Annotated in this window: 25 protein-coding genes; 13 read left to right on the forward strand and 12 right to left on the reverse strand. The window is 55.5% G+C overall.

The window, feature by feature from the left end; translation table 11 throughout:
- Positions 1 to 199 precede the first annotated feature (199 nt).
- Positions 200 to 1,795: an AMP-binding protein gene (locus tag L1D43_RS13215; protein WP_239852252.1), complete on the forward strand. Its 1,596-nt coding sequence runs from the start codon at positions 200 to 202 to the stop codon at positions 1,793 to 1,795.
- Between the two features lie 158 nt (positions 1,796 to 1,953).
- On the opposite strand, the gene L1D43_RS13220 is transcribed toward L1D43_RS13215, so the two are convergent.
- Positions 1,954 to 2,469: a lipocalin family protein gene (locus tag L1D43_RS13220; protein WP_239852258.1), complete on the reverse strand. Its 516-nt coding sequence runs from the start codon at positions 2,467 to 2,469 to the stop codon at positions 1,954 to 1,956.
- A 303-nt stretch (positions 2,470 to 2,772) separates the two neighbouring features.
- On the opposite strand from L1D43_RS13220, the gene L1D43_RS13225 reads away from it, so the two are divergent.
- A complete protein-coding gene (locus tag L1D43_RS13225) occupies positions 2,773 to 3,750 on the forward strand; it encodes a DUF4382 domain-containing protein (protein ID WP_239852259.1) in 978 nt (325 codons plus the stop codon).
- A gap of 68 nt (positions 3,751 to 3,818) precedes the next feature.
- On the opposite strand, the gene L1D43_RS13230 is transcribed toward L1D43_RS13225, so the two are convergent.
- Both L1D43_RS13230 and L1D43_RS13235 read right to left on the reverse strand, forming a co-directional pair.
- Positions 3,819 to 5,648 (reverse strand): ABC transporter transmembrane domain-containing protein, encoded by a 1,830-nt coding sequence (locus L1D43_RS13230; protein ID WP_239852261.1) that lies wholly within the window; start codon positions 5,646 to 5,648, stop codon positions 3,819 to 3,821.
- A gap of 109 nt (positions 5,649 to 5,757) precedes the next feature.
- Complete coding sequence (locus L1D43_RS13235) at positions 5,758 to 7,068, reverse strand: short-chain fatty acid transporter (RefSeq protein ID WP_239852262.1); 1,311 nt, start codon at positions 7,066 to 7,068, stop codon at positions 5,758 to 5,760.
- Between the two features lie 187 nt (positions 7,069 to 7,255).
- Here L1D43_RS13235 and L1D43_RS13240 point away from each other — a divergent pair, with 187 nt between their 5' ends.
- Positions 7,256 to 7,579: a DUF2956 domain-containing protein gene (locus L1D43_RS13240; protein ID WP_239852264.1), complete on the forward strand. Its 324-nt coding sequence runs from the start codon at positions 7,256 to 7,258 to the stop codon at positions 7,577 to 7,579.
- Positions 7,580 to 7,607: 28 nt separating this feature from the next.
- Here L1D43_RS13240 and L1D43_RS13245 read toward each other — a convergent pair whose 3' ends face one another.
- A complete protein-coding gene (locus tag L1D43_RS13245) occupies positions 7,608 to 7,907 on the reverse strand; it encodes a winged helix-turn-helix domain-containing protein (protein ID WP_275659150.1) in 300 nt (99 codons plus the stop codon).
- Between the two features lie 145 nt (positions 7,908 to 8,052).
- On the opposite strand from L1D43_RS13245, the gene L1D43_RS13250 reads away from it, so the two are divergent.
- The 4 genes from L1D43_RS13250 to L1D43_RS13265 are packed head-to-tail and all read left to right on the forward strand — an operon-like array spanning position 8,053 to position 11,549.
- Positions 8,053 to 8,616 (forward strand): PH domain-containing protein, encoded by a 564-nt coding sequence (locus L1D43_RS13250; RefSeq protein ID WP_239852265.1) that lies wholly within the window; start codon positions 8,053 to 8,055, stop codon positions 8,614 to 8,616.
- Between the two features lie 3 nt (positions 8,617 to 8,619).
- Positions 8,620 to 10,170: a PH domain-containing protein gene (locus tag L1D43_RS13255; protein WP_239852269.1), complete on the forward strand. Its 1,551-nt coding sequence runs from the start codon at positions 8,620 to 8,622 to the stop codon at positions 10,168 to 10,170.
- 19 nt (positions 10,171 to 10,189) lie between these two features.
- Positions 10,190 to 10,744: a DUF924 family protein gene (locus L1D43_RS13260; protein ID WP_239852272.1), complete on the forward strand. Its 555-nt coding sequence runs from the start codon at positions 10,190 to 10,192 to the stop codon at positions 10,742 to 10,744.
- Positions 10,745 to 10,787: 43 nt separating this feature from the next.
- On the forward strand, positions 10,788 to 11,549 hold the full coding sequence (locus tag L1D43_RS13265) for a sulfite exporter TauE/SafE family protein (RefSeq protein WP_239852274.1): 762 nt from the start codon (positions 10,788 to 10,790) through the stop codon (positions 11,547 to 11,549).
- A gap of 29 nt (positions 11,550 to 11,578) precedes the next feature.
- On the opposite strand, the gene L1D43_RS13270 is transcribed toward L1D43_RS13265, so the two are convergent.
- The gene (locus L1D43_RS13270) at positions 11,579 to 11,968 is read right to left on the reverse strand and encodes a hypothetical protein (RefSeq protein WP_239852277.1); all 390 of its coding nucleotides are present in this window, start codon (positions 11,966 to 11,968) and stop codon (positions 11,579 to 11,581) included.
- Between the two features lie 4 nt (positions 11,969 to 11,972).
- A complete protein-coding gene (locus L1D43_RS13275; RefSeq protein ID WP_239852279.1) occupies positions 11,973 to 12,971 on the reverse strand; it encodes a zinc metalloprotease in 999 nt (332 codons plus the stop codon).
- A gap of 270 nt (positions 12,972 to 13,241) precedes the next feature.
- Here L1D43_RS13275 and L1D43_RS13280 point away from each other — a divergent pair, with 270 nt between their 5' ends.
- Positions 13,242 to 15,413, forward strand: a complete 2,172-nt coding sequence (locus L1D43_RS13280; protein ID WP_239852281.1) for a TonB-dependent siderophore receptor — start codon at positions 13,242 to 13,244, stop codon at positions 15,411 to 15,413.
- A 101-nt stretch (positions 15,414 to 15,514) separates the two neighbouring features.
- Here the strand turns inward: L1D43_RS13280 and L1D43_RS13285 are convergent, their stop codons facing one another.
- On the reverse strand, positions 15,515 to 16,555 hold the full coding sequence (locus tag L1D43_RS13285) for an alkene reductase (RefSeq protein WP_239852283.1): 1,041 nt from the start codon (positions 16,553 to 16,555) through the stop codon (positions 15,515 to 15,517).
- 132 nt (positions 16,556 to 16,687) lie between these two features.
- Here L1D43_RS13285 and L1D43_RS13290 point away from each other — a divergent pair, with 132 nt between their 5' ends.
- Positions 16,688 to 17,266, forward strand: coding sequence for a TetR/AcrR family transcriptional regulator (locus L1D43_RS13290; protein WP_239852285.1), 579 nt, complete (start codon positions 16,688 to 16,690; stop codon positions 17,264 to 17,266).
- Between the two features lie 96 nt (positions 17,267 to 17,362).
- Here the strand turns inward: L1D43_RS13290 and L1D43_RS13295 are convergent, their stop codons facing one another.
- The 3 genes from L1D43_RS13295 to L1D43_RS13305 all read right to left on the reverse strand — a co-directional run bounded on the left by L1D43_RS13295 (position 17,363) and on the right by L1D43_RS13305 (position 19,116).
- On the reverse strand, positions 17,363 to 17,806 hold the full coding sequence (locus L1D43_RS13295) for a universal stress protein (protein WP_239852287.1): 444 nt from the start codon (positions 17,804 to 17,806) through the stop codon (positions 17,363 to 17,365).
- A 100-nt stretch (positions 17,807 to 17,906) separates the two neighbouring features.
- Positions 17,907 to 18,338 (reverse strand): universal stress protein, encoded by a 432-nt coding sequence (locus tag L1D43_RS13300; RefSeq protein WP_041508556.1) that lies wholly within the window; start codon positions 18,336 to 18,338, stop codon positions 17,907 to 17,909.
- A gap of 400 nt (positions 18,339 to 18,738) precedes the next feature.
- A complete protein-coding gene (locus L1D43_RS13305) occupies positions 18,739 to 19,116 on the reverse strand; it encodes an STAS/SEC14 domain-containing protein (RefSeq protein ID WP_239852289.1) in 378 nt (125 codons plus the stop codon).
- A gap of 250 nt (positions 19,117 to 19,366) precedes the next feature.
- Between L1D43_RS13305 and L1D43_RS13310 the strand changes: the two genes are divergently transcribed.
- Positions 19,367 to 20,791 (forward strand): coniferyl aldehyde dehydrogenase, encoded by a 1,425-nt coding sequence (locus L1D43_RS13310; RefSeq protein WP_239852291.1) that lies wholly within the window; start codon positions 19,367 to 19,369, stop codon positions 20,789 to 20,791.
- 12 nt (positions 20,792 to 20,803) lie between these two features.
- Entirely contained in the window at positions 20,804 to 21,388 is a 585-nt protein-coding gene (locus L1D43_RS13315) for a TetR/AcrR family transcriptional regulator (protein WP_239852293.1), read from the forward strand.
- On the opposite strand, the gene L1D43_RS13320 is transcribed toward L1D43_RS13315, so the two are convergent.
- Positions 21,389 to 22,270, reverse strand: coding sequence for a LysR family transcriptional regulator (locus L1D43_RS13320; protein WP_239852295.1), 882 nt, complete (start codon positions 22,268 to 22,270; stop codon positions 21,389 to 21,391).
- A gap of 110 nt (positions 22,271 to 22,380) precedes the next feature.
- On the opposite strand from L1D43_RS13320, the gene L1D43_RS13325 reads away from it, so the two are divergent.
- Both L1D43_RS13325 and L1D43_RS13330 read left to right on the forward strand, forming a co-directional pair.
- Entirely contained in the window at positions 22,381 to 23,052 is a 672-nt protein-coding gene (locus L1D43_RS13325) for a type 1 glutamine amidotransferase domain-containing protein (protein WP_239852297.1), read from the forward strand.
- Positions 23,053 to 23,184: 132 nt separating this feature from the next.
- A complete protein-coding gene (locus L1D43_RS13330; protein ID WP_239852299.1) occupies positions 23,185 to 24,342 on the forward strand; it encodes a membrane dipeptidase in 1,158 nt (385 codons plus the stop codon).
- An 871-nt stretch (positions 24,343 to 25,213) separates the two neighbouring features.
- On the opposite strand, the gene L1D43_RS13335 is transcribed toward L1D43_RS13330, so the two are convergent.
- Entirely contained in the window at positions 25,214 to 25,441 is a 228-nt protein-coding gene (locus L1D43_RS13335) for a DUF4279 domain-containing protein (RefSeq protein ID WP_345773714.1), read from the reverse strand.
- Between the last annotated feature and the right edge of the window lie 19 nt (positions 25,442 to 25,460).

A 25,460-nucleotide genomic window follows, 5' to 3' on the forward strand; every position in this document is an offset into this window, starting at 1 on the left:
GCCTACATCAGGTCAGACCAGATGGATTTCACCACTTCAAAAATAATCATATTAAACATGTAGATAGAAGTTAAACAGCCGTTTTATTCCCTACCGACAGTGGTTGACCTGAGGTGATTTTTAGCACAGTCTAAACACCTGTTTGATTTTTAGCTGACGCCCAATCATACCCACAATAATAACCAGAGGAGACGCGTCCATGGCCTATGATTCTCACGTCCATGTAGACCTGGAGAAATATGCTTCATTGATCGATCTGATCGAAATCGCCGCCGAGCGCTATGGCGATAAGACAGCCTATGTGTGTCTGGGCAAGGCCAGCAGCTTTGCCGACATAGAACGCGACTCCCGCAACTTCGCCGCCTACCTGCAGCAACATACCCGGCTTGAGGTGGGCGACAAGGTCGCCATCCAGCTGCCCAACATCACCCAGTTTGTCATCGCCGCCTACGGCGCGCTGCGGGCCGGTATGGTGCTGGTCAACACCAACCCCTTGTATACCCCGAGAGAGCTGATTCACCAATACCGAGACTCGGGCGCCAAGGCCTTGGTGGTGCTGAGCGATCTTTTGCCCACACTGGAAGGCGTGCTCCCCGAGACCCAGATAGAGACGGTGATCGCCACTCATCCGCTGGATCTGATCGCTCCCCAGCCTCAAGCCGATAGCCCCCTCGCGCACATAGGCTTTACCCAGGTATTAGCCCTGGGCAGCCAGGCAGAATATCGCCCTGTACGGGTCGAGCAGCAGAGCCTAGCGGCGCTGCAATACACGGGCGGCACCACGGGCCTCTCAAAGGGTGCCATGCTCAGCCACACTAACCTGCTGGCCAACATGCTACAGGTGCAGTCGCGACTGGCCAGCAAGTTTGTTGAGGGCGAGGAGATCTTCGTCGCGCCCCTGCCCATCTACCATATCTACGCCTTCATGGTGAACTTCGTCTACTTCGAGCAAGGGGGCTGCAGCGTACTCATCCCCAACCCGAGAGACATCAGCGCACTGATTCAGACCATGTCGCAACATCCCTTCACCGGGTTTGCCGGCCTCAACACCCTGTTTGTCGGGCTCTGCCATCAGCAGGCCTTCCAGGCGCTGGACTTTAGTCATCTTAAGATCACCATCTCTGGCGGCACGGCACTGACCCAGGCGGCGGCCAGCATCTGGCAATCCACCACGGGCTGCACCATAAGTGAAGGCTATGGCTTGTCGGAAACCTCGCCCGTGGTCTCCCTCAACGCGCCAGGGCTCGAGTGTCTGGGCACCATAGGTCGCCCGGTGATCGACACTCAGGTGAAGATCCTCGACGCCAACGACCAGGAGGTGCCTCAGGGGGAGATAGGCGAGCTGGCGGTCAATGGGCCACAGGTGATGAGCGGCTACTGGCAGAAGCCAGAGGAGACCGCCAAGGTGATGACCAGCGATGGATTCTTCAAGACAGGGGATATCGCCCTGGCCACGGAAGATGGCATGCATAAGATAGTGGATCGCAAGAAGGATATGATCATCGTCTCCGGCTTCAACGTCTATCCTAACGAGGTGGAAGATGTGCTGGCCGCCCATGAGAGCGTGCTGGAATGTGCCGTGATCGGCGTCGACGACAGTCGTAGCGGCGAGGCAGTCAAAGCCGCCATAGTGCTGCGAGAACCTGAGCTGGCAAACGATGCCACTAAGCAGGCCCTGCTCGACCATTGCCGCAACCAGCTGGCCGCCTATAAGCTGCCCAAGATAATCGATTTCATGCCAGCCCTGCCCAAATCGACCGTGGGCAAGATACTACGCCGTGAGTTGAGGAAGTAGTCGGCTAAATCAGTGCCTTTGAGTCGAAAGGCCTAAAAAGGGCGCCTTCTCGGGCGCCCTTTTTTATTCACCCATTGTTCCCATTATTAGTAGGTCTTGGTTAGACAGTCCTAACTATTGCTATCCATTACGCCCAGCTATCTATTGCTCCCTGCTTTCTATTGCACCCAGATCAGCGCCTGGCTATCGAACCCCAGCTTCTCGGCCTGGGTGATAAAGGCTTGTCTTACCGACTCATCCACCTCGGGCGAGCGCGCCAGCAGCCAGAGATAGTCACGGTTATAGCTGGTGACGAAGGCGTACTGATAATCCGCATCCAGACGGTAGATCACATAGGCGCCATAGAAGGGACCGAAGAAGGAGACCTTGAGGTGGCCAATATCGGGCGTCTGGACAAAGTAGGCCTTGCCCTCGGCGCTCTTCCAGCTTTGTGTCTTGGCATCGAAGCCGCGATTGGTCACGCTCACGCCGCCATCGCCCCGCAGTTGATACTCGGCGGTCACCTGGCTCAGTCCGCGCTCGAAGCCATGATTCAGACGGGCGATTTCATGCCAGGTGCCCAGGTATCTCGAAAGTTCGAATCCCTCCACCGGCGCTATCCCCTTGGGCGCACTGGTGCAGGCCGTTAGCAGGGTTAACAGACAAACAAGAGAAAAGGTGACAGGCCATCTCATCGCGATACTCCACTTATTGAGGTGTATTGGAAAAACAATTCGTCAAACCAATACGCAGGGATGTGGCCTGAGGTTCACAAGGACTAACGCTCTCCTGTAATAATGCTCTCATGTAATAAAGCTCTCCTGTGATAAAGCCCGCCTCCCTATCGCACTTTATTTTGGGTATAAAGACCCAAACGTTCTAAGCGTTAGCCCACTCACAGAGTACAAATTTTAACCAGCAATTCCCTACCTTTTGTGCAAGTACTCCTTAGAATGAATAAAACCATTAGAAAAAACTCATTAAAAGGTTTAATCAAGATGCGACCCTTAACTCTACCCCTAGCTTTTTTACCCTTCACCTTCGTTGGCCTTATGCTCAGCGGCTGCGGCTCCGATGACACCAGTCCACCAGAGCCACTCGCCACAGGTACAGTGAGTATCGCCCTCTCTGATTCGCCAATGAGTCAGGTCAGCCGGGTCGAGCTGGTGCTCGATAAACTGGTGATGACAGATGCTCACGGCCAGCTACACACTCAGGATATGGCCCAGCACAGGTTTAACCTGCTGGACTACCAAGGCATGGACAGCCACAGAGTGATCGACGGCCTAGAACTCCCCGCAGGCCAATATCACGACGTACACTTCACCCTGGTTAATGGCGATCAGGCCCAGGGTTGCCTCATAGAAAATGGCCAGGGCCAGCACCCGCTGATGATAGAAGATGGCCGCCTCCCCATGGCAAACTTCACCCTGGGCGAACATCAGCACCTCAACCTGACCATGGAGATCGACCTCTACCAGTCAATGCACCTTTCCGATGGCCAATATCAACTCAACCATCACGGTATCTACTCCATCGACGACGACACCATGGGACACATCTTCGGCGAGATGGATCCTCAATGGATCGCCGATTGTGAGACTCAATACGCAGCGAGCGCCCCCGAGGGCGGCCAGTTCTATCACATGGCCTATCTCTACCCGAGCGAGGTGACCGGCCTGGCGCAGATGGGTGACATAGCCCAGAGCCGCGACGACGGCCTCTTCTCGCCGGTGGCCATCTCCCCCATACGCCAAGACAACAATGGCAACTGGTTCTTTGCCATGGGCTATCTGCCCGCCGGCAACTATCGGGTGGGCTACACCTGCCTCGGGCACCTTGATGACCCGACCCAAAACGATATGACTCAAGGCGCATTTAAGCTGTTTGAAGATGGCGGTGAGATCGGTGTCGAAGATGGCGGCAGAGAAACCCGCCATCAGTGCCGTGGTGGCCACGGCGGCCATAGAGGCTAGTCTAGCTAAATATAGAAACAGATAAGAGCAGATATAACCTGTCTGCCCTTATCTCACTCTCCTATCCTTTAGGCCTCTTCGGTAAGTAGCTGCAAGCTGGCGAACTCGCGGTAGAGGCTGTTGCTCTGCATCAACTCACCATGGGTACCGCTGGCGATCAGCTCCCCCTTATCCATCACCAGTATACGGTCGGCGTTGAGCACCGTCGCTAGGCGATGGGCGATGATCAGTGTGGTGCGCCCCTGCATCAGCACATCCAGCGCCTGCTTCACCTTCTGCTCACTGACCGCATCCAGGGCACTGGTGGCCTCATCCAGCAGCAATACCGGCCTGTCCGCCAGTATCGCCCGGGCGATGGCGATACGCTGCTTCTGTCCGCCCGACAGGCGCACACCGCGCTCACCCAGATAGGTCTGATAGCCCTCGCTAAAATCAGCAATAAACTCGTCGGCGCGGGCGGCAACACAGGCCGCCTGCACCTCCTCCAGGCTGGCATTGGGGCGACCGTAACGCACATTCTCCAGCACGCTGGTGGCAAAGATCACCGACTCCTGGGGCACCAGTGCATATTGCTGACGTAGCAGCTGCGGACTCAGACTGGCGATGTCGATACCATCCAGGGCGATCACCCCGCTGTCCAGCACATAGAAGCGCTGCAATAGCTCGAACAGGGTACTCTTGCCCGCCCCGCTCGCCCCCACCAGGGCCACCCGCTCACCGGGTGCGATATTCAGGCTCAGGCTACGGATCACCTCGACGCCAGCCTGCGCCTCCATCCCCTCAGCACTATCGGCACTGGCCTGAACAGGATAACTGAAACGTACCTGCTTGAGGCTCAGCTCGCCACGCACCTTGCTCGGCAGGCTTAGCGGAGTTGGCGCAACAGGAATATCGATAGGCGTCTCCACCAGCTCGATAAGCCGCTCCGTCGCACCGGCGGCGCGCTGGATCTCGCCGATCACCTCGCTGATGGTCGCCACGGCGCCCGCCACCATCACGGCATAGAACATGAAGGCAGAGAGCTCGCCCGGGCTGATCGCCTCACTCATCACATCCTTGGCGCCCACCCAAGTGATCAGGGCGACGGCCAAGATACTGAGAAACATCACCAGAGAAATGAGTATGGCGCGGTACTTGATGCGTCCCCTGGCCGCCTCCATCACAGCCTCGACCCGCTCGAAGAACAGCTGTCTGTCGCGGTCTTCATGGCAATAGGCCTGCACCGTATGGATCTCATGCAGCGACTCATCCACATAGGCCCCCAGATCCCCGACCCTGTCTTGGCTTTTACGAGACAGCTCGCGCACCTTGCGGCCAAAGAAGAAGATAGGCCCGAGCACCAAGGGAACGGCGAGCAGCACCAGGGCGGTCAGCTTAAGGCTGGTGATCGCCATCATCACCAGGCCGCCCACTACGGTAACGCTGGCGCGCAGCGCCATGGAGAGACTGGAGCCCACCACAGATTGCAACAGGGTGGCATCGGCGGTGAAGCGGGAGATCACCTCGCCGGTGCGCAGCCTGGCGTAGAAACCGGGCGACAGCTTGAGCAGATGGTCATACACCTTGAGGCGGATATCGGCGCTTACCCGCTCTCCCAGCCAGGTCATCAGGTAGAAGCGGCAGAAGATGGCCGAACTGCTCAGGGCGGTGATGCCTATCACCAGCAAGATGATCTCGTTAAGGCGCTCGCTATTTTCCCTAAGGAAACCTTCATCCACCATGAGGCGTACCCCCTGGCCCAGCGACAGCCAGGCGAGGGAGCCGATAAACAGAAACACTATGGCGGCGATCACCTTGCCACGATAGGGGCGCAGGAAACTGCCGATCCAGGGCAAAACCGACCGCTTAGGACTGGGTTTCCTGTCCTGAGGTACGGCGGAAGAGAGAGATTGAGACAAGCTGGCATTCCTTTTAGTCAGCGCGCGACACTTGGCTGACAGAATAACAAAACCCGCCGGGAAAAGCGGGTTTTGTTTGTCACCTCATTCAGGTTCAACAGAGCGCTGACTAGAACCAGGTCAGGCCTATGCTGATCACTATGCCTGTGATGATCAGCTGCATCAGGCAGAAGCCCATGATGTCCCGCGCCTTAAGCCCGGCGATCGCCAGCACGGGCAGGGCCCAGAAGGGTTGGATGAGATTGGTCCAGGCATCGCCCCAGGCCACCGCCATGGCGATACGCGCCACATCTGCGCCCAGCGCCTCGGCCGCCGGTAACATGATGGGGGCCTGCACCGCCCACTGGCCCCCACCCGAGGGCACGAAGATATTAACGATACCGGCGCTGATAAAGCTCCAGAACGGTAGGGTCTCGGCGCTGGCGATGGCCACGAAACCTGAGGAGATGCTCTGTGCCAGGCCAGACTGCACCATGAGCGCCATGATCCCCGCATAGAAGGGGAACTGGATCACTATGCCGGCGCCGCCCTTAATCGCCTCATTGAGGCTGGTCAGCAGGCTGCGGGGCGTCTGATGCAATATGATGGCGAGAAACAGAAACAAGTAGTTGACGATATTCAGGTTGAGCTTGCCCCCTGAGGCGAAGAAGTATTGCCCCAGATATACTAGGCCGGCACCACCCACGGCCCAGGCCAGCAACCGGCTGTTTTCCAGGTAATCCGCCGGGCGGGTGACAGCCTCTGTCTTGACCTCGGGCTCAGCTAACTTTTCCTTATCGACATAGATACTCTCCTCCTGGCTCGGCAGCATGAAGCGGTTAACCAAGGGGATGAGCACGAAGAGGATCGCCACCAGCGCCAGGTTAAATCCGGCGAAGATAGTCGTGTCCGTAGGGATAATGCCTATCTTATCTTCGGCAAAATGCCCCTTGGTGGCTATGGTCAGGGGAATCGACCCCGCCAGGCCGCCGTGCCAGACCACGAAACCCGAATAGGCACTGGCCACCAAGAGTCGATAATCCACCTTCACCTGACGCGCCAGCGCCTTGGCAAACAGCGCGCCCACCACCAGGCCGAAGCCCCAGTTGATCCAGCTGGCCAGCAGAGACACTAGCGTCACCAGGATGATCGCCTGGGGCGCACTCTTGGCCAGGGCGGCGATGCCATCTAACAGGCGTTTAATGGGCGGCGAGCTGGCCAGCATATAACCGGCCACCAGCACCAGCAACATCTGCATGGAGAAACTCAGCAGGGCCCAGAATCCCTGGCCCCAGTAGGTAACCAGTTGCAACGGACTCTGCTGCTCCACCAGCATTGCGGCAATGAAGACCAGCAGGGTGAGGAGTAACACGAAAATATAGGGGTCGGGCAGATAGCGGTCGACCAACTTGACCAGAGGTTTTGCGGCCTTATTGAGCATGATCTTGTCCTTGATAGCAGGGTATTATTATTGATTGAATTTGCCACAGACAGGTTAAGCGATAACTTAACTAAATCATACTCATACTATGGTATAGGGGCGAAGGACATACCAGCAAACAAGGTCCGTAACCCTAGCGGGCGACTCATGTTATAGTGAGGCCATCATTCATCAGCTTAATGACCTTATGGCGCAGCAGATCTCCAACGAAACCAAAGATGAGGCGATGAAAATTGCCAAGGCCACCCAGAAACCCGGGCAAACCAAGGAACAGACCAAGCTTATCGCCCAGGGGATAGAGAAAGGGATCGCCGAATATAAGAAGCGCCAGAAGAGTAAGGCCAGAGACAGGGATAAGCAGCGCAAACAAGTCTTGAAGGAAAAGCAGCGTCAACCCCTCGAACAACAGAGTGAGCCGCGCCAAGAGACGCCGACAAGCCGCAAACTGCCCTGGCTGCTACTGGCCCTCAGCTGGTTGGGCTTTATCGGCTTCTACCTGCTAAATCACTAAGCCTCTCAGATTCGCACTATTCAATAGACTATCCGCTAGGCGTTAACGACTGGGCGATGGTCTCGATATGGCTCGCTACCCAGGCCTTATCGATAGGCCCCCAGTCATTGAGGCGATAGTAACCGGCATTATGGCGCTCGCCGTCCTGCACGAAGGTGCAGGTAATGCCGATATCCCCCATGGCGGCAATCGCATCTTGCAGGGTGCGGCGTGGCATAGAGGTGGCCTTGTTCAACGACAGTAAGTTGTGTTGCTCACCGTCGATCATATGGGCCAGGTAGAGCTTTCTCAGGAAGGCGATTTTCTGCTTAGATAACTCAGCGCTCAAGACATCCTCTCTTCTCTAACTTGTTATCACTATTATTTTTTATACTCTTGTAACATAAAAGATCCATCTCATACAGACGCAAATGGCTGACAGCCAAAGGAAAGATGTTATAGTCAGTCAATTGCCAACTTTAGCAGGATAACAAATGGAAGATGTGACTCCTCAAGCTTCGGCCTCAATGCAGGCCCGGCATAGACTGGAGCAGCCGGATTGGATCAGCATAGACGAAGTGCCTCTGACCCCCTTGGAACGGGCCTATCTGCATCAGGTGCAGATAGAGAATCTGCTGATCTTCACGCCGCTGCTCATCATTGCGCCCCTGGCCGCCATACTACTCAACCTGCCCGGCAGCCTGATCATCGCCCTAGTGACTCTGCTGCTTGTCCTGGCGGGCGTTGTTAGCTACGGCCGTTATCGCTACGCCCTCTCTTTCGCCTATGGCGTATTCGATCACGAGTTCATCATGCAGAAGGGATTGATTTGGCATAAGAAGATCGCCCTACCCTATACCCGCTTACAACATGTCAGCCTGTCTCAGGGACCGCTGGAACGCTATTTTCGTCAGCACACCCTCAAGTGTTTCAGTGCCGGCAGTGGTAGCGCCGAGATCAGCCTGCCTGGTCTGGGCGATGACACGGCGGAGCCACTGCGCAAGCACCTGTTAGCCAAGGCCTCCCAAAAACAAGCCACCGGCGAAGATGAGGCATAGCCCATGAGTATGCGCTTCGCCCAATGGGCGAGCCTGTCTCCCTGGTCAATAGTCAGCTTCAGCGTTGGCAGCCTGAAACAGATACTCACCAATGGTTATGCCCTGATCCCCCTGGTCTATACCGGCTGGCAGCAGGGCTTTAATTCTCCCTGGGTGCTGCTGGTCGGCCTTGGCGTCATACTCATCACACTCACCTATGCCAGCCTGCAGTGGGCCAGATACAGATACCGGCTCAGTGATGCCAAGCTGGGGATACGCCAGGGGCTAGTGTTTAAACGCGCGCACGAGATCCCACTCAATAAGATCCAAAACGTGCGCCTGGAGCAGCCCCTCTACTTTCGCCCCCTAGGTCTCTACAGCCTGGTGGTGGAAACGGCTGGCTCCAAGCAAGATGAGGCAGTGCTGGCGGCGGTTAACTACCGTCAAGCCATGTTACTCAAGAAACAGCTATTTCCGTCTCAAGCAATTAAGGACGACAGCGAATCAATTGGGGGGCACAATGAGGCGATTCAGGCTGACCGTCAGACCATAGCGGCCAACACCGACCAATCGGGACGCCGCGGCGAAGGCCTAGTGGTCGCCAAAGATCTCAAGGCTCTTTTAATTTTCGGCCTCTATCAGAACAACCTCATCTGGCTGTCACTGATCTCGGGCTCCATCATAGGCCAGGTAGACTGGGAATCCCTGGGGCAGAACAGCCTGGTACAAGGGGTCTGGCACTGGTATCAGGCCAACGTCGCCACCGGGCTTGTCTATCAAATCCTGGCGGTGCTGGCCGCATTGGCACTACTCGCCCTGCTGCTCTCGTTAATCTCCATCGCCTCGGCCGTGCTTAAGTATTATCCCTATCGCCTCAGCCTGCGCCAAGGCACGCTACACAGAACCGGCGGCATACTGGCCAAGCAACAAGATGCCTTGCGCCTACACAGGGTGCAGCTGGTACGCTTCGAACAACCCGCCATAGGCCGGCTAATCGGCCGCTGGACGGTGCATTTTGAACAGGTGAAGGGCAATGAGATTGAGCAGCTGAGCAAGCGTCATCTGTTGATCCCCAGCATGACCCAAGATGAGATCCCACAGGCCTTCAAGCGATTAGATAACTTGGCCGCCAAGGCCAATGCCTTACCCACAGGTTATCAGGGGATAGATATCGGCTGGTTTTGGCGCCGTGCCGCCCTGCTGATGCTGCTCCCCATAGTGATAACCTCAATCGTCGGCATCAACCCCTTCACCGAACTCCTTGCCGGCTTCACCTTGGTGGCGCTTGTCGGCCTCTATCTCAACTATCGACAGTGGGGCTATCAGCTGGAGGGCGACGACTGCTGGATCCACACAGGCGCTCTGGGACAAACCTGGCGACTGGTACCTCTGAGTAAGACTCAAGATATCTGTATATCACAGACACCGGGGCAGAGGCGTAAGTCATTGGCTAACCTGCACTTAGGACTAGCCTCAGGCCCCTTAGTGATCCCCTATATTCCCCTGAAAGAGGCTAGATTGATCGCCGAAACCGCGTTAAATTTGACCAGGCAAGATCCGAAAAACTGGATATAGGTGGAGATAAGGAGCAGACATGAACAGGATAGCCCATACGCCAGACGAAATTATTCGCTTCTGGTTCGAGGAGATCGAACCTAAGGCCTGGTTTATCAAAGATCTCGCCTTCGACCAGACAATAGCCCGCCGCTTCGGCGAGCTAGTCACCCAGGCAAAACAGGGCGAACTCTATCACTGGCGCACCACACCACAGGGACGCCTAGCGGAGATCATCCTACTGGATCAGTTTAGCCGTAACATCTACCGGGATAAGCCCGAGGCCTTCGCCGCCGATCCCATGGCCTTGGCCCTGGCTCAGGAAGCCGTAGCGGCCGGTATCGATAAGCAACTGCAACCTAAACAGGTGCCCTTTCTCTACATGCCCTACATGCACAGCGAGTCCCAGGCAATTCACGAGGTGGCACTGATCCTCTTTAACCGCGAGGGCGCCGAGAATAACCTGGCATTCGAGCAGCGCCACAAGGCGATTATCGACCGTTTCGGCCGCTATCCCCATCGCAATGCGATTCTGGGGCGCAAGTCCACCGACGAGGAGCTGGCGTTTCTCGCCGAACCTGGCTCGAGTTTCTAACTTATCCAGCGAGTCATTCCCCATTAGGGCGTAAGGAGTACCCATGGAGATCACCCTCACCTACGGCCTGCTGCTGGTCGTCACCGGCTTCTTGGCTGGCATCATCAACACCCTGGCCGGCGGCGGCTCTAACCTTACCCTGCCAGCCCTGATGGTCATGGGCATGCCCGCCGAGGTGGCCAATGCCACCAATCGTGTCGGGGTGACGGTGCAATCGATCACCGCCATGCTGGGCTTTCACAAACATGGCAAGCTAGATACGGATGACAAGGGGCCGATTCTGGTGCCAACCATAGTCGGCGGCTTCATAGGTGCAGGCCTGGCCGCCTACGCCCCCAGTACGCTGATAAAACCCCTACTGCTGGGCACCATGCTGTTGATGGCGCTCATCATTCTAGTGCGCCCCGCCATCATAGCCCCCGAGCTGGGCACCCCGGTCAACAGAGTCAAAGACACGCCTAAGTCCTGGTTCTGGCTGACCCTGGCCGGGATCTACGGCGGCTTCGTGCAGGCGGGGGTGGGGTTCGTCTTGCTGGCCGCCCTAGCGGGCAGCCTAAGATATGATCTGGTCAGGGCAAATGCCCTCAAGGTGTTCTGTACCCTGTTCTTCACCCTGGCCTCCCTGCTTATCTTTATCAAGGAAGATCTGATCCTCTGGGTTCCCGGACTCATACTGGCGGCAGGTACCATGGTGGGCGCCCACCTAGCGGTCAAGCTAGCCATCAAGGTCAGTCCCAAGGTACTCAAGTGGTTTCTGTTTCTGATGACACTCTGCGGCAGTGTCGCCGCTATGCTTAGCGACTAAGAGCTTAGCGATTAAGGGCTCTGGCTGGATCACTCGAGCCAATCGATCATGAAGCTGATGGCGCCGGCGTTATCGCAGCGCCACACTCTCACCCGCACCGAGGGCCTGAGTACGCCGGGAGAAAGCTCGAGCCGTTTCCAGTCAGGCAGGGTAAATAGTCCGCCATTTAGCCGCATCTGCTCAAGACGATAGGCGATATCCAGGTGCTCCAGGGTGCCGTCGACGGTGCGAATACCGAAGGCTAGCTGAGTCTCGCTCCTGTGATAATTAAACACCTCACCCTGCCATGAAGTCAGCTGGTCACGGCCACAGGGCACAAAGTCTGGGGCACGCAACCGCTCCGCCAGGCAAGGACTTCCCCACAAACCAAGGCCTATGGCGATGCACCATAGGCCCTGTTTCAGCATGGGATTTGTCATGAGGCTAGTTACTTGGCCAACGATAGGCGCCGCTTAAGATATCGGCACGCTCGGACTGACCCGGAGTAAACTCAAACATGCAGCTGTCGTCTGTGTAGTCCATGAAGTTGTAGATGGGATCCTCACCGCCATCCCGTTTGCAGGTATCGCGTCCCGTTGGGCAGCCATAGGCCGCCGAACGCTCTGCCGCGGTATCGGCTACCTGATCGCCAAGACTACAGCCCCCCTGGAAGGTGTGATACAGGCCCAGCCAGTGACCAACCTCATGGGTAGCCGTATCGCCTTCGTTGTACGGCGAAGCAGTGCCTCCGGGCAGCGATTGATTGAGGATCACCACGCCATCATCGCTAGGGTTACTGGCATAATCTGTGGGGAAGGTCGCCCAGCCAAGCAGGCCGCCGCCTGGATTAGAGACATAGATATTAAGCGTGTCGGCGCCGCCCATGCGAAGGGATTGTTTCATCGCCTTCTCGGCCGTACTACCTGGCCCTGCGGTATACCAGGCATCGTTTTCTGTTGTTGTTGTCCCCATCAAGGTGAAGCTGAACTTGGTATCGAAACCACCACCGCCATCTGCGCCAGAGAAGGCGTTGTTCAGTACACTCATCTGATCCGCAACCAGACCAGACACATCGCCGTCGCCGTTGCTACTTAGAATGAGATGGACATAGACGGGAATATTATACCCTACGGCCTTGTAGTCACCGCCTGTGCCGCCATCGCCACCACCGCCGTTGCCGTTGCCGTTGCCACCGCCATTGCCGTTACCCACACCATCAGGCTTCTTCAGGGTCTTGAGGTGTTCGTTTAGCATGCGCACCTCGAGATCCGAGGGGGTACGGGTACCGCAGCGCAAGAATGCGGCGTTACCGTTGGCATGGTCGAAGGCCGGAGTCGAACTCGTCTTAGCCTGCTCTTGACCGGCCAGCGCCTGACCAGCGAAGACCAGGGCACTTGCCGACATCAGTAGCAAACCAGTTATTCTTATTACGCTTCTTCTCATGGGAGCCTCATCTTAAAATCTGATCCAAGTCACATCACTGAGTATAGAAAAAGTCGACGAACTTGCTAACGCAAAGGCCAACGCGGCCACCAGGCTTAAAAATTGACTCTTTCCTTTACATTCGATACAAAAGTAAATGATAACCATTCCCATTTAAAATCTTGCTTATTTTGTATATCCTTTGTTGCGTTAATTTGGTTGGCGTGCCAAGTCCCCAGCGGCCTTGCACCGCTCCTCACTATTCCTCTTTTGCCAAGATGACGACAGATCATGAAACTTAAGCCTATTTCGCTCGCTATCTTCTGCGCCCTGAGCATGGCGACCATGCCAGGCCACGCAGAAGATCAAACTGCTCAAGCAGACAAAGACAACCAACGGGGTGATCAAGAGATCGAGAAGATCGAGGTTCGCGGCCGCTATGTGCAAGGCTATAACGCCCACTCGGTCGGCGGCGCCTCACGCCTAGACCTTGCCATCATAGATATTCCTCAGTCGGTATCAGTGATCACAGATGCTCAGCTGGACGACTTCCAGCTCAACGACATCAATAGCGCCCTGGACAGTGCCACGGGCATCAATGTCGAGCGCATCGAGACAGACCGCACCTACTACACCGCCCGCGGCTTCGACATCACCAACTTCCAGATCGACGGCGTCGGCCTGCCACTGACGTCGGGCAACAACCATGCCGACGAAGATACCGCCATCTATGATCGCATCGAGGTGATCCGCGGTGCCAACGGCCTGATGACGGGCGTGGGCAACCCCTCGGCCACGGTCAACTTTATCCGCAAGCGTCCCACGGCCGACAATCAGCTCAAGCTCCAGGCGAGCTACGGCAGCTTTAACAACGCCAGAATCGAGGCGGACGCCAGCGGCCGCCTCAACGATACCTTCGCCGCCCGAGTGGTAGCGGTGAAGCAGCAGAAAGACTCCTACCTCGACCGATACGAGACAGACAAGAGCGTACTCTATGCCTTCATCGAGGCTAACCTGAGCGACGACACCAGCCTGTCGGTCAGTCACAGCTACATCAACAACGATGCCACCGGCAACAACTGGGGCGCCCTGCCGCTTTACTACACAGACGGCAGCCCGACCCACTACGACAGATCCACCAACACCTCAGCCAACTGGTCTAACTGGCAGGTGATCAAGCACAATACCGTCGTGGAGCTGAGCCATTACTTCGGTGATGACTGGCGCCTGCGTGCCACCTACTCCCACAAGAGCACAGACGAAGACACCGAGCTCTTCTACGTCTACGGTACCCCAGACAGAGAAACCGGCCTGGGCCTCACGGGTTACGGCAGCGAATATGACTTAGACGAGAGCCATGATCTGGTCGATATCTATGTTGACGGTGAAGTCAGCCTGTTTGGCCGCGAGCACCAACTGGTGGCCGGGGTAAACTATGCCAAGGTGGACTACATCGACAGCTCGCTGTACGACTACACCACGGGTAACGGCTTCCCGGCCATGCCGGATCTCAACACCTGGGACGGCAACACGCCCAAACCTGTGTTTGCCGATAAGCCTCGTGGCAGCGATGTCGGTGCCAAGCAGCAGGCCGCTTATTTTACCGGTCGTTTCAACCTGTTTGATGGCTTCCACTTCATCGCCGGTGGCCGCTTCAACAAGTGGCAGGCCGAAGGGATCTCCTATGCCAAGGTGCAAGATGTAGAAGACAGCCAGTTCATTCCCTACCTGGGCGCCGTCTATCGCATCACCCCTGAACTCGTGGCCTACGCCAGCTATACCGAGACCTTCAAGTCGCAAATCGAGAAGGATATCGACGACAACCTACTGGCCCCAGTAACGGGCGAGAGCAAGGAGATAGGCCTTAAGAGCGAGCTGTTTGACGGCCGCCTGATCGCCAGCCTGGCCTACTTCGACGTCCAGCAGGTCAACCTGGCGGTGCCGGATCCCCGCACAGCTGCTCTGCCGCCAAGCGATCAACGCTACATAGGGGCCGATGGCATCAACAGCAAGGGCTATGAGTTAGAGGTAGCCGGTGAGGTGTTCGATGGCCTCAACCTGAGCCTGGGCTTCACCGACTTCGACATAGATGGCGATGACGAGAACGCCGCGAAGGTAGCCGCCTACACGCCGAGTCGCCTGCTCAAGTTTGCCGCCACCTATGATGTGGCCGCCATAGAGGGCCTCTCGGTGGGCATGAACATGCGTTGGCAGGATGATATCTACCGCAATCAAGGGGTGGTCGGCGAGGGATTCGACAATGCGGGCGAGGCGATCGTCACCCGCCAGAATGCCTATGCCATCGTCGACCTTATGGCCCGCTATCGGTTTAACGACAACCTTCAGTTGAGCCTCAACGCCAACAATGTGACCGACGAGAAATACCTCAACAGTCTCTATTGGGCTCAGGCCTTCTATGGCGCGCCGGCGAACTACAGCGCCACCCTGAGCTGGAAGATCTGATCTAAGTCCATCAACAAAAGGGCTTAAGAAAAGCACACTAAAAAGGGCATGTCGCCGAAGCGATATGCCCTTTTTGTTGTTTCACTGAAATACCCGCCGATTTAAACCAACTCGGCCAACATCTCATCGGAGTAACTCACCAGCGGCTGCCTGTCGCGTACCCTGACCACATAGTCTGGGTTGGCGATAAAGGGACGACCTATCGCCAGCAGATCGAAACGGCCATCGGCAATGGCCTGTGCCCCAGTCTCGGCGCTGTAACTGCCTACCCCCACCAGGGTCTGGCTGTAATGGGCGCGCACATAGTCAGACACTCGTCCGTCGAGATAGTCGAATGTCAAAGCATCGTCGAAGATCCCCACGTGCAGGTAGGCTAACTGGCGCGACTCCAGCTGTTTTAAGAAGTAGTCGAACACGGCGCGATCCCGGCTATCACACTGCATATTGACATAGGCGCCCGGCGACACCCGCAGCGCGGTGCGATCATGGCCGATACGCTTAATGATGGCATCCACCACGGCCAGCGGAAAGCGCGCCATATTCTCCGGCGTGCCGCCAAACTCATCATCGCGACGGTTACTGTCATGATGCAGGAACTGATCGATAAGGTAGGCATTGGCGCCATGGATCTCGACGCCGTCGAAACCGGCATCGATAGCATTGGCCGCCGCCTGGGAATAGTCGGCCACCAGCTGAGCTATCTCCTCACCGGTCAGTGCCTTAGGGATCTCGTAGGCCAGTTCGCGCTGACGCGGTACCGTGCCTTCAATCTTTACCGCCGACGGCGCCACGGTTGGTCCACCGAAGAAGTGCGAGTGCGCCACCCGGCCCGTGTGCCACAGCTGGGCGAAGATCTTGCCGCCCTTGGCATGTACCGCGCTGGTTACCTTCTGCCAGCCCTGGATCTGCTCTGGGGTAAACAGGCCCGGGGTATTGGGGTAGCCCTGACCATCGGGGCGAATGATCACCGCCTCCGAGATGATAAGCCCGGCATCGGCACGGCGAGCATAGTAGTCTGCCATCGCTTGGGTTGGCACCAGATCATCGTCGGCCTGACAACGGGTAAGGGGCGCCATCAGAATCTTGTTGTTAAGGGTAATACTGGCGTTAAGCGCATAAGGCTGAAACAGATCGGCTGTCATAATCGGCTCTCTATCTTGAATGAGCGTTCAAGATACTCCCAGGCGAAAAATGATTCAAGATCTTTTTTGAACGTACATTCAAAATTAAGTACAATCTCATTTACCACCCAAGCAAACAGCTACAAGAGCAAGATGCGCAACGCCGAATTTGATCGCCAACAAGTACTGAGACAGGCCATGAATGCCTTTATCGACAAGGGCTACGCCAAGACCAGTATGCAAGATCTCACCAAGGCCACAGGGTTACACCCTGGCTCCATCTACTGCGCCTTCGACAACAAGCGCGGCCTGCTGCTGGCGGTAATCGAACAATATGGGCAAGACAGACGAGACGAACTTGCCGCCTGTTTCGGCTCATCCCTCCCCTTCCCTGAGCAGCTCAAACAGTATCTGGCCGGCGTAGTCGATGAGTGTCAGTGCCAAGGCACACCTAAGGCCTGCCTGCTGACTAAGGCGCTCAATGAGGTGGCACAACAGGATGAGGTGATTGAGAGTGCCATCAAGCAGCACCTGGAAGACTGGCAGCAGCTGCTTGCGGCGCAATTTAGCTCGGCTGTCGATAAGGGAGAACTTCAGGGGGACCCTGAACACCTGGCTCGCTACTTCATCATGGGCGTCTATGGGCTGAGAACCTTTGCCCATACCAAGCCGGCGCCAGAGGTATTGCACGCCCTGGCGGCTCAGCTTCATCAAGATACCTGCCGATGCTAACGCCTTAGCCAATTTGTGTAGAAGAACTAGCCTGCACTGGCTATGACTTGTATTAAGCCCCCTCAAACTGCTTTAAAACAAACAGAAAGGATCAGGCTATTTCACTACCATCACGGGGCACTTGGCCTTGTTGGCCAGCTCCTCGGCCACGCTCGGGTTCAGCAGGTGAGACAGCCCGGTATGACCATGACTGGCGACCACTATCATACCCACATCGTACTCTTCGGCATCGAGCAGTATCTGGCCCAAGACGCCACCGGTACGTACTTCGCTGTGCACCTTGAGATGGGGTGGCATCTTAATCTGCGCATCCCTGACAATCTCACCCAACTTACCGTTGGCATAGGCATGCAGATGCTGCTCCAGCTCTTCCTGACTCTCAACCACTATCCCATAGTTATGGGCGCCGTAGGGTTCACTCACCACATGAACGATACGCAGATCCACGCCATATAGCGTCGCCATCTCGATGGCATAACTCAAGGCGTGTGATGCCGTCTCGGAAAAATCCGTTGGGCATAATATTTGACGGGTACGCATATTCACCTCCTCAAATCAGGCGCTCGTCTCCCTCTGTCACAGACACGACAACTAGGCTGCACCCTCAACCATAGGCCGACGGTCAGCTTAGAGACCTGCACTATTTGACGACAAGCACTGGGCACTTGGCGCGGTTAGCCACTGCCTCTGCCACATTGGTATGCAGAAAATGAGACAAACCTTTACGGCCATGGCTGGCGATCACTACCATGCCGACATTACTCTCTTCGGCCTCGGCTAAGATCTCTGTGGTGGGATCGCCACGACGTATCATGGTCTCGATAGGTAATTTGCTATCGAGCTTGGCCAGCAAGGACTTCATCTTCTCGGCGGCGGCATCTTCCATCGACTGGGCGAGCTCCTCCGGCGTGATGGCGAGGATCTGAAAATTCTCATCCCCCATCGGCTGCTCGACCACATGGAGTAAGCGAAATCCCACCTGATACAGATTGGCCATCTCGATGGCGTAAGACAGGGCATGGGAAGCCGTTTCAGAAAAATCTGTCGGGCATAAAATTTGACCACTTCTCATCTGTTACTCCTTAAGGACCTATTATGCTTTCAGGTTTATTTTCTGTTCTCTCTAGACACATTTCGCCGACCACGCGAGCCATTTAGACGCCCCTTTTAAGCAGCCCTTGTAGGACATTTCTCCTGCGTTATCACAGATTGGCGTAGCAAAATAACCTCACTGACTCCGCCTTTAATTAAACGTCTACAAACTACCGCAGAAACAAACAGGAAAGGCCAACAGGCCCCAACGCTATCGGCATTCTCTTTTTACTTAAGCATAGCGGATAAAATTGACACAGGCTTGACAGAAATCGCTTATATTGCAGGCCCTTCTCGTCATCTATTCCCGCTGGTAACAGACCTTGGCAAGATGCTGTAAGCAGCCTCTGCTTCACTGCATACGACACCCGTCACAAGCATCAACACAGCCACTCGAGCGCATCGCGTTTATCCTCGAAAAATCTGAACTCGCCCGGAGTGAACCAGTTAGCGACCCGGGTCGCCCACTGCTGCAGATCTCCCGCGCCTATGATGGCCACCCGCTTAAACTCCTTGCCATGTTTCAATCCCAGCTTAAGGTCATCCCAAACGGCGTGCAGCGACAGGCCATCGAGCTCTGTGATATCGATGAGGGCCACGATTTCCGGCGCCTTTATACCCGCCAGGGCAGACTCCAGCAGCGGCGTCATCTGCTCATAGTCTTCGTGGGTCAACTTACCGACGGCCTTGAAGGCGAGGTAGAAATCATCCTGACTGCGCTCTATGCCTATGGCGATACCATGTAGATTGCTGCTCATATCAAGCTCCTGTAATCCAGCCTAAAATTGCCTTCTTCATTTTAGGTTTCCAGCCCCTCCACCCGCTTGATCCAGATCACACTTTTCACCGCTATCGAACAATATTTGACCTGGGCGGTTTTACCCCCTAACATTAGACCGACTAATCAGTCGGTTTTGTATTTTGACCATCTGACTCCAGATCCGGCTTGGCAGAAGAGACGTCAACATTCGAACGCTCAACGTCAGTAACCAATAGAGGATAAGCACAATGAACATGCCCGCCAACCTAGATGTCGGCCAAGACCTCAACCAATTGCTGGCGAGGCAGAAGGCCAGCTTCCGTGAGCAAGGCGCCCCCTCTAGGCAGCAACGCGAGGCCCAGCTTATCGCCCTCAAGCAGGCACTGCTAAGCCATCAAGAGGCGATCGTCGAGGCCCTCAATGCCGACTATGGCCACAGATCTCCTGATGACAGCCGCATCTCCGACATCATGCCCTGCGTCAACAACATCAACTACACCCTGAAGAAGCTCAAGGACTGGATGAAGCCCAGCCGTCGCCACGCGGGCATACTGCTGGCGCCCGCCAAGGTACAGGTGCAGTATCAGCCTCTGGGTGTGGTCGGCATCATAGTGCCGTGGAACTTTCCCGTGATGCTCTCCATCGGCCCCCTCATCACAGCGCTGGCCGCCGGTAACCGCGCCATGCTCAAGCTGTCTGAATTCACCCCTGAGACCAACAAGGCACTCAAGCAGATGTTGGCCGAGATTTTCGACGAAACCCAGGTGGCCGTGGTCGAAGGTGAGGCCGAGGTCGCCGCCGCCTTCTCCGCGCTACCCTTCGATCACCTGTTGTTTACTGGCTCCACCACGGTTGGCCGCCATGTGATGCGCGCCGCCGCCGACAACCTCACCCCGGTCACCCTGGAGCTCGGCAGCAAGTCGCCGGTGATCATCGCCCCGGATATGCCGCTGGATACCGCCGTGGAGCGGATGATCTACGGCAAGTGCCTCAACGCAGGGCAGATCTGTGTCGCCCCCGACTATGTGCTGCTCCCCAAGGGGCAGAGCGAGGCCTTCGTGCAGGCCTTCATCAGGCGCTTCAAGCAGATGTATGGTGAAATAGGTCAGAACCCGGACTACGGCGCCATCATCAACCAACGCCAGTTCGACCGCCTGCAGGCGGTATTGCAAGATGCCGTCGACCTCGGTGCCAGGGTCACCCCCACCAGCGGCGAAACCATGGCACCCGGCAGCCGCAAACTGCCGGTGCAGCTGATAACTGGGGTAAACGAGCAGATGCGGGTGATGCAGGAGGAGATCTTCGGCCCACTGCTGCCCATCATCGAATATGACAACCTGGAGCAGGCGATCGATTATGTGAATGACCGCCCTCGTCCGCTGGCGCTCTATATCATGAGCTTCGATAGCGATACCCAACAGCGTCTACTCAACCAGACCCACTCGGGCGGTGTGTGCATCAACGAGACCGTATTTCATGTGGCGGCGGACGATGCGCCATTTGGTGGCATAGGTCCTTCGGGCATGGGCCACTACCATGGCAGAGAGGGCTTCCTCACCTTTAGCCATGCCAAGACCATACTAAGCCGCGGCAAGCTGAACACGGGCAAGCTGGTGCACCCGCCTTACGGCACTGCCATCCAGCGTATGCTGATGAAGCTATTTTTACGCTAAGGGGCGCCGCGGATGACAGCCGGTAGCAAACGCACCAAGAAACAGGCTATTCTGGATACCGCCCTGCAGCTGTTCGTTAGTCAGGGCTTTCATGGCACCAGCACCGCCACCATAGCACGGGAGGCGGGGGTGGCTACTGGCACCCTGTTTCACCACTTCCCCTCGAAGGAGCAGCTGCTTGAGCAGCTGTTTCTCAGCGTCAAGCAGGAGTTTGCCGACGCGATACAATCTGCGGTAAATAAGCGTGGCGATCTCAAGAAAGATGCCGAACAACTCTGGTTTGCCGCGCTCAGTTGGGCCATAGACAACCCGCTGAAACAGGCCTTTTTTCAGCTCTATTCTATGTCGCCGACGGTCGAACAGTCGGTACGCGATCAGGCGATGCACAGCATCTTAGGCTTCATCGGCGCGCTTATCCGCCAGGGTCAGGCACAAGGCTTGCTTGCCGACTTCCCCCAGGATCTGATGCAGGACAACTGTCACGGCCAGTACCTGGCCGCCACCCGCTACTTCGCCGACCACCCAGAACGCTGGCAGGATGAAGAGCAGCGCACCGCTAGCTTCGCCCTGTTTTGGAATGCGATGGCCGCGCGGTAATCACTCCTGCCAATCGGCAAAGTGTGCTAACAGATGGTCTATAGCCATTCGCGCCCGCATCGGCAAGAAACGACGATTTTGATAGACAATCCAGCTGGTGATCCCCCGATTCCAGTATGAGGACAATACAGGTACCAGACTGCCCTTGGCTAGCGGCACAATAAAGCTACTCTTGGGCAGGTAGGCGATACCCTGGTGTTGCTCTGCCGCCGCAATCACGGCAGGCACATTATTACTGCGCCAACGTCCCTCGACCTTAATGCTCAGCTCGCCATCCCCTTGCTGGAACAGCCAGTGATCATTGTTCGAGATGATGCAACTATGCAGTCTAAGATCCTGCGGCGTCTTGGGAACGCCAAACTCAGCCAGATACTGAGGACTGGCCACGGCCATCATGTCTCGATTCGCCAGCTTACGCGCCACCAGCCCCGAATCTTTAAGCGCCCCAAAACGAATGGCGAAATCGATACCGTCTTCGACAAAATTGACCATACGACTATTGAAGTCCATCTCTATCGTCAACGCTGGATGCTGCCTTGCAAAGTCAATCAATACCGGCGCAATATACTGCTCAGCAAAGGCACCTGCGGCACTGACTCTCAGCGTGCCGCTTAGCTGCAACTGCTGCTGAGTCACCTCCTCATTTGCTTGCCTAAGTCCCACCAACAGATTCTGACACTGACGATAATAGCCCTGCCCGGCCTGAGTCAGACTGACACTGCGTGTAGTACGCGCAAACAGGGCGCAGCCCAAACGCGCCTCGAGTCTTGCCACCTGACGACTGACATGACTGGTAGAAAGTCCCAGTTGACGAGCCGCCGCAGAAAAACCGTTAGACTCGGCAACAGCTACAAATTCGACAATTCCCTCAAAGCTATCCATGAACCACCATTATTGCCATATAACAATATTAATTTGCCATTAAGCAGGATTATCGCCATACAGGGGAAGAATTACAATGAGTCCACTTTCAGTAACAGAGACATTGCATCATGAAAAAAGTACTTATCTATTTGACAAACCACGCGACCCTAGGCGATACCGATGAGGCCAACGGCACCTTCGCCCCTGAACTCACCCACGCCCTGCATGAGCTGTTAGCCGCAGGTTTGGATTATGATCTGGTGTCAATTAACGGCGGCAAGGCACCACTGTATGGCACAGATATCGAAGGCGATGAGATTAACGCCTCTATGCTGCAAGACGCCGATTTCATCAGCCGGGTCAACAACACCATTCCAGCCTCACAGATCGACATCCAAGAATACAGCGCCATCTACTACCCCGGCGGATTTGGTCTATTGTCGGATTTAGCTCATAACCAAGAGGTTGCTCGTCTCAGTGCTGCGCACTACGAAAATGGCGGCATCATAGGCGCGGTCTGTCATGGGCCTGCTGGCCTGCTCCCCATCACCTTGAGCACAGGGCAAAAACTCATTGCCGATAAGTCTGTTACCGGCTTTACCCGCGAAGAAGAGGTCGACTACGGTACTATCGATAAAATCCCCTTCCTGCTCGAAGAAGCCCTCACCCGCAGTGCCAAGCGCTATAACAAGGTGCAACCCTGGAACGCTTTTGTCATCGAGGATGACAGGCTTATCACGGGACAAAACCCCGCCAGTGCAGGCGCAGTCGGTAAGGCCATTGGCGCGCACTTCGCCTAATCCCAGGCAGGCACTCATGGTCACTACGATGGCCATGAGTGTCACCCAGCGCTCCACGGTTCACTCTTTTGATGTTAGTATCAGCAACTTAATTCATATTAGTTTGCCGGGTTCATCATAAGGGAGCACAACATGCCTGTAGAAATTCAGCGACGTCAGCTACTCAAAGCCTTGGCCGCAGCGGGCTTGTTAACTCAGTTTTCGCCCCTGAATGGCTGGGCTAAAACCGTAGGGAAGCCCCTCTATATCGATGGCCTCTCTTTTCTGCCCGAAGATTTAGCCGATCTGCACGCCTCAAAGCTCGATGCCTACCTGTGTGATATCTCCGCCATCGAGGCCATAGAACAGGCCGATGGCACCACCAACTACAAGCGCACCTACAATGCCTGCGTCAAGAGCATCGGCGAGGCCTTAGAGCGGGTCAATGCCAACCCAGACAAGGTGATACTGGGGCGCAGCGCCAAAGATATTCAGACCGCCCACGAAAGCGGGCGCACTGCCGTCTTCTTTCAAATTCAGGGCGCCGACTGCGTCGAGCAGAGCATAAATCAAGATCTCAATCAGGTGGATGAGTTTTATGAGCGCGGCCTTAGGGTACTGCAGCTTACCCACCACTATGGCAACCTGTTTAGCGGCGGCGCACTGGACAACGACGGCAAGCAGGGGCTCAACCTACCGCTCACCCAGGCCGGCCATCAGCTAATCGACAAGCTCAACAGCAAGCGGATGCTGCTCGATGTCAGCCACTCCAGCCCTCAGTCGGCACTAGATAGCGCCAGGGCCAGCCGCGCGCCCATAGTGCAGAGCCACGGCGCCGTGCGCGCCATTGTCAATCACGCCCGCTGCTCACCCGATGCGGTGATTAAGGCTATCGCCGACACCGGCGGCCTGTTCGGCGTCTTCATGATGACCTTCTGGCTCACCACCGATCACACACCCACTACTGAGCACTACCTGGCGCAGCTCAAGCACGTGGTCAAGGTAGGCGGCATAGATGCCGTGGCAATTGCCAACGACTATCCGCTGCGAGGTCATGAAAATCTGCTCAAGCTAGGCAACGACAACGCCGAAGGGGTGAAACAATATATCGAGTGGTGGCACAGCGTGCGGGCACGGGGTGTACTCGGCTTCGACCACGAACCTCAGCACGTGGTGATCCCCGCACTTAACCATATCGAGCGCATGGAGCGCATCGACACCGCCCTATCCCACGCCGGATTCAGCAGCGGCGATCGCGCCAAGATCATGGGCGGGAACTGGCAGCGGGTGTTGACCGAGGTACTAGGCTAGTCCCTCTGACCCAGGCTGGTTACTCTTACCTAGGCTGGTTAGCGGCCAGCCTAATGACGCTTTCTTAAAGTTTCCTTTTAGAACATCTACCCGATTTCGTATATGAAAGGCATCCTTTAACCAAGACAGCATGGTGTATCAATTGCCTGCGGCAGGTGCAGTGCATGGAGGCACCAATGTCGTGATCACATGGATGTGAATGAACGACCTACTGTGCAAACACGCTTTTGGCACGCAGCAAGTCCATCCTTGGATGCTCTGCGAAATCATCCCTGATTTCGAAGGCCAAAAGCGTGTTTACACCCAGTTATCCGTCTCTTCGATTTGACCTTAATGGAAAATTTCTGGATACAAGCTTGTGAGATAATTGGCTTTAACTCACGGATTCAAAATTAAAATGTCTATGGACAACAAAAGCTCTAGTTAATGGCAGAGCTAACTTACAATCAACACCACCGGTATAATAATGCTTAAGCAAGTAAGAATACCAAGCCATACAAAGATAAAAATTGCCCCATACCAGCGACCTAAAGCACTAAATGTAGGAAAAAACCTACTTCTCTTCTTATCTCCAAAGTCAAAGCTTAATAACAACAACCCAAAACACCAGAACAAGACCAATCCACTAAGAAAAACAAACTTAATTTCCTTTTCACTAGGTTCGATTCCATTGATCAGAGGGATAACCATAAACTTTAATATCGGTACTAGGCTTGCCAATAAACCAATCAACAGCCGGCTTCTATAGGGCCTGAGCTTCAGTGCGACTAAGTCCATTTTATCTGGCAAATTCATGTATGTTAGATAAAGTCATCAGTTTTAATTGACCACTACACACCAAAATGTGTCCGGTGGAGCCTCTTGTTACCTTTTAATGTTTGTACGTATCTATGTCTATGAATGCACCGATTTCACCTAAAAAAGATACCGTTTCTGTTTCAAAGCCAATCGCAGGTGTTGAGTGCTCTTCGTTAATAGAAAACCAAAGAACAACCTCTAATCTTGGCTTAACTTTAAACTTCTCAATCGCCTGAATAATCAGCTCTTTTCTAGGTTTAAGTATATTGACGATTTCAGTGGCCATCTCGAAAACATCAATGTACTCGTTAACAACGTCT

It is taken from the genome of Shewanella sp. Isolate8 (genome assembly GCF_022398495.1).
Taxonomy (GTDB): domain Bacteria; phylum Pseudomonadota; class Gammaproteobacteria; order Enterobacterales; family Shewanellaceae; genus Shewanella; species Shewanella aquimarina.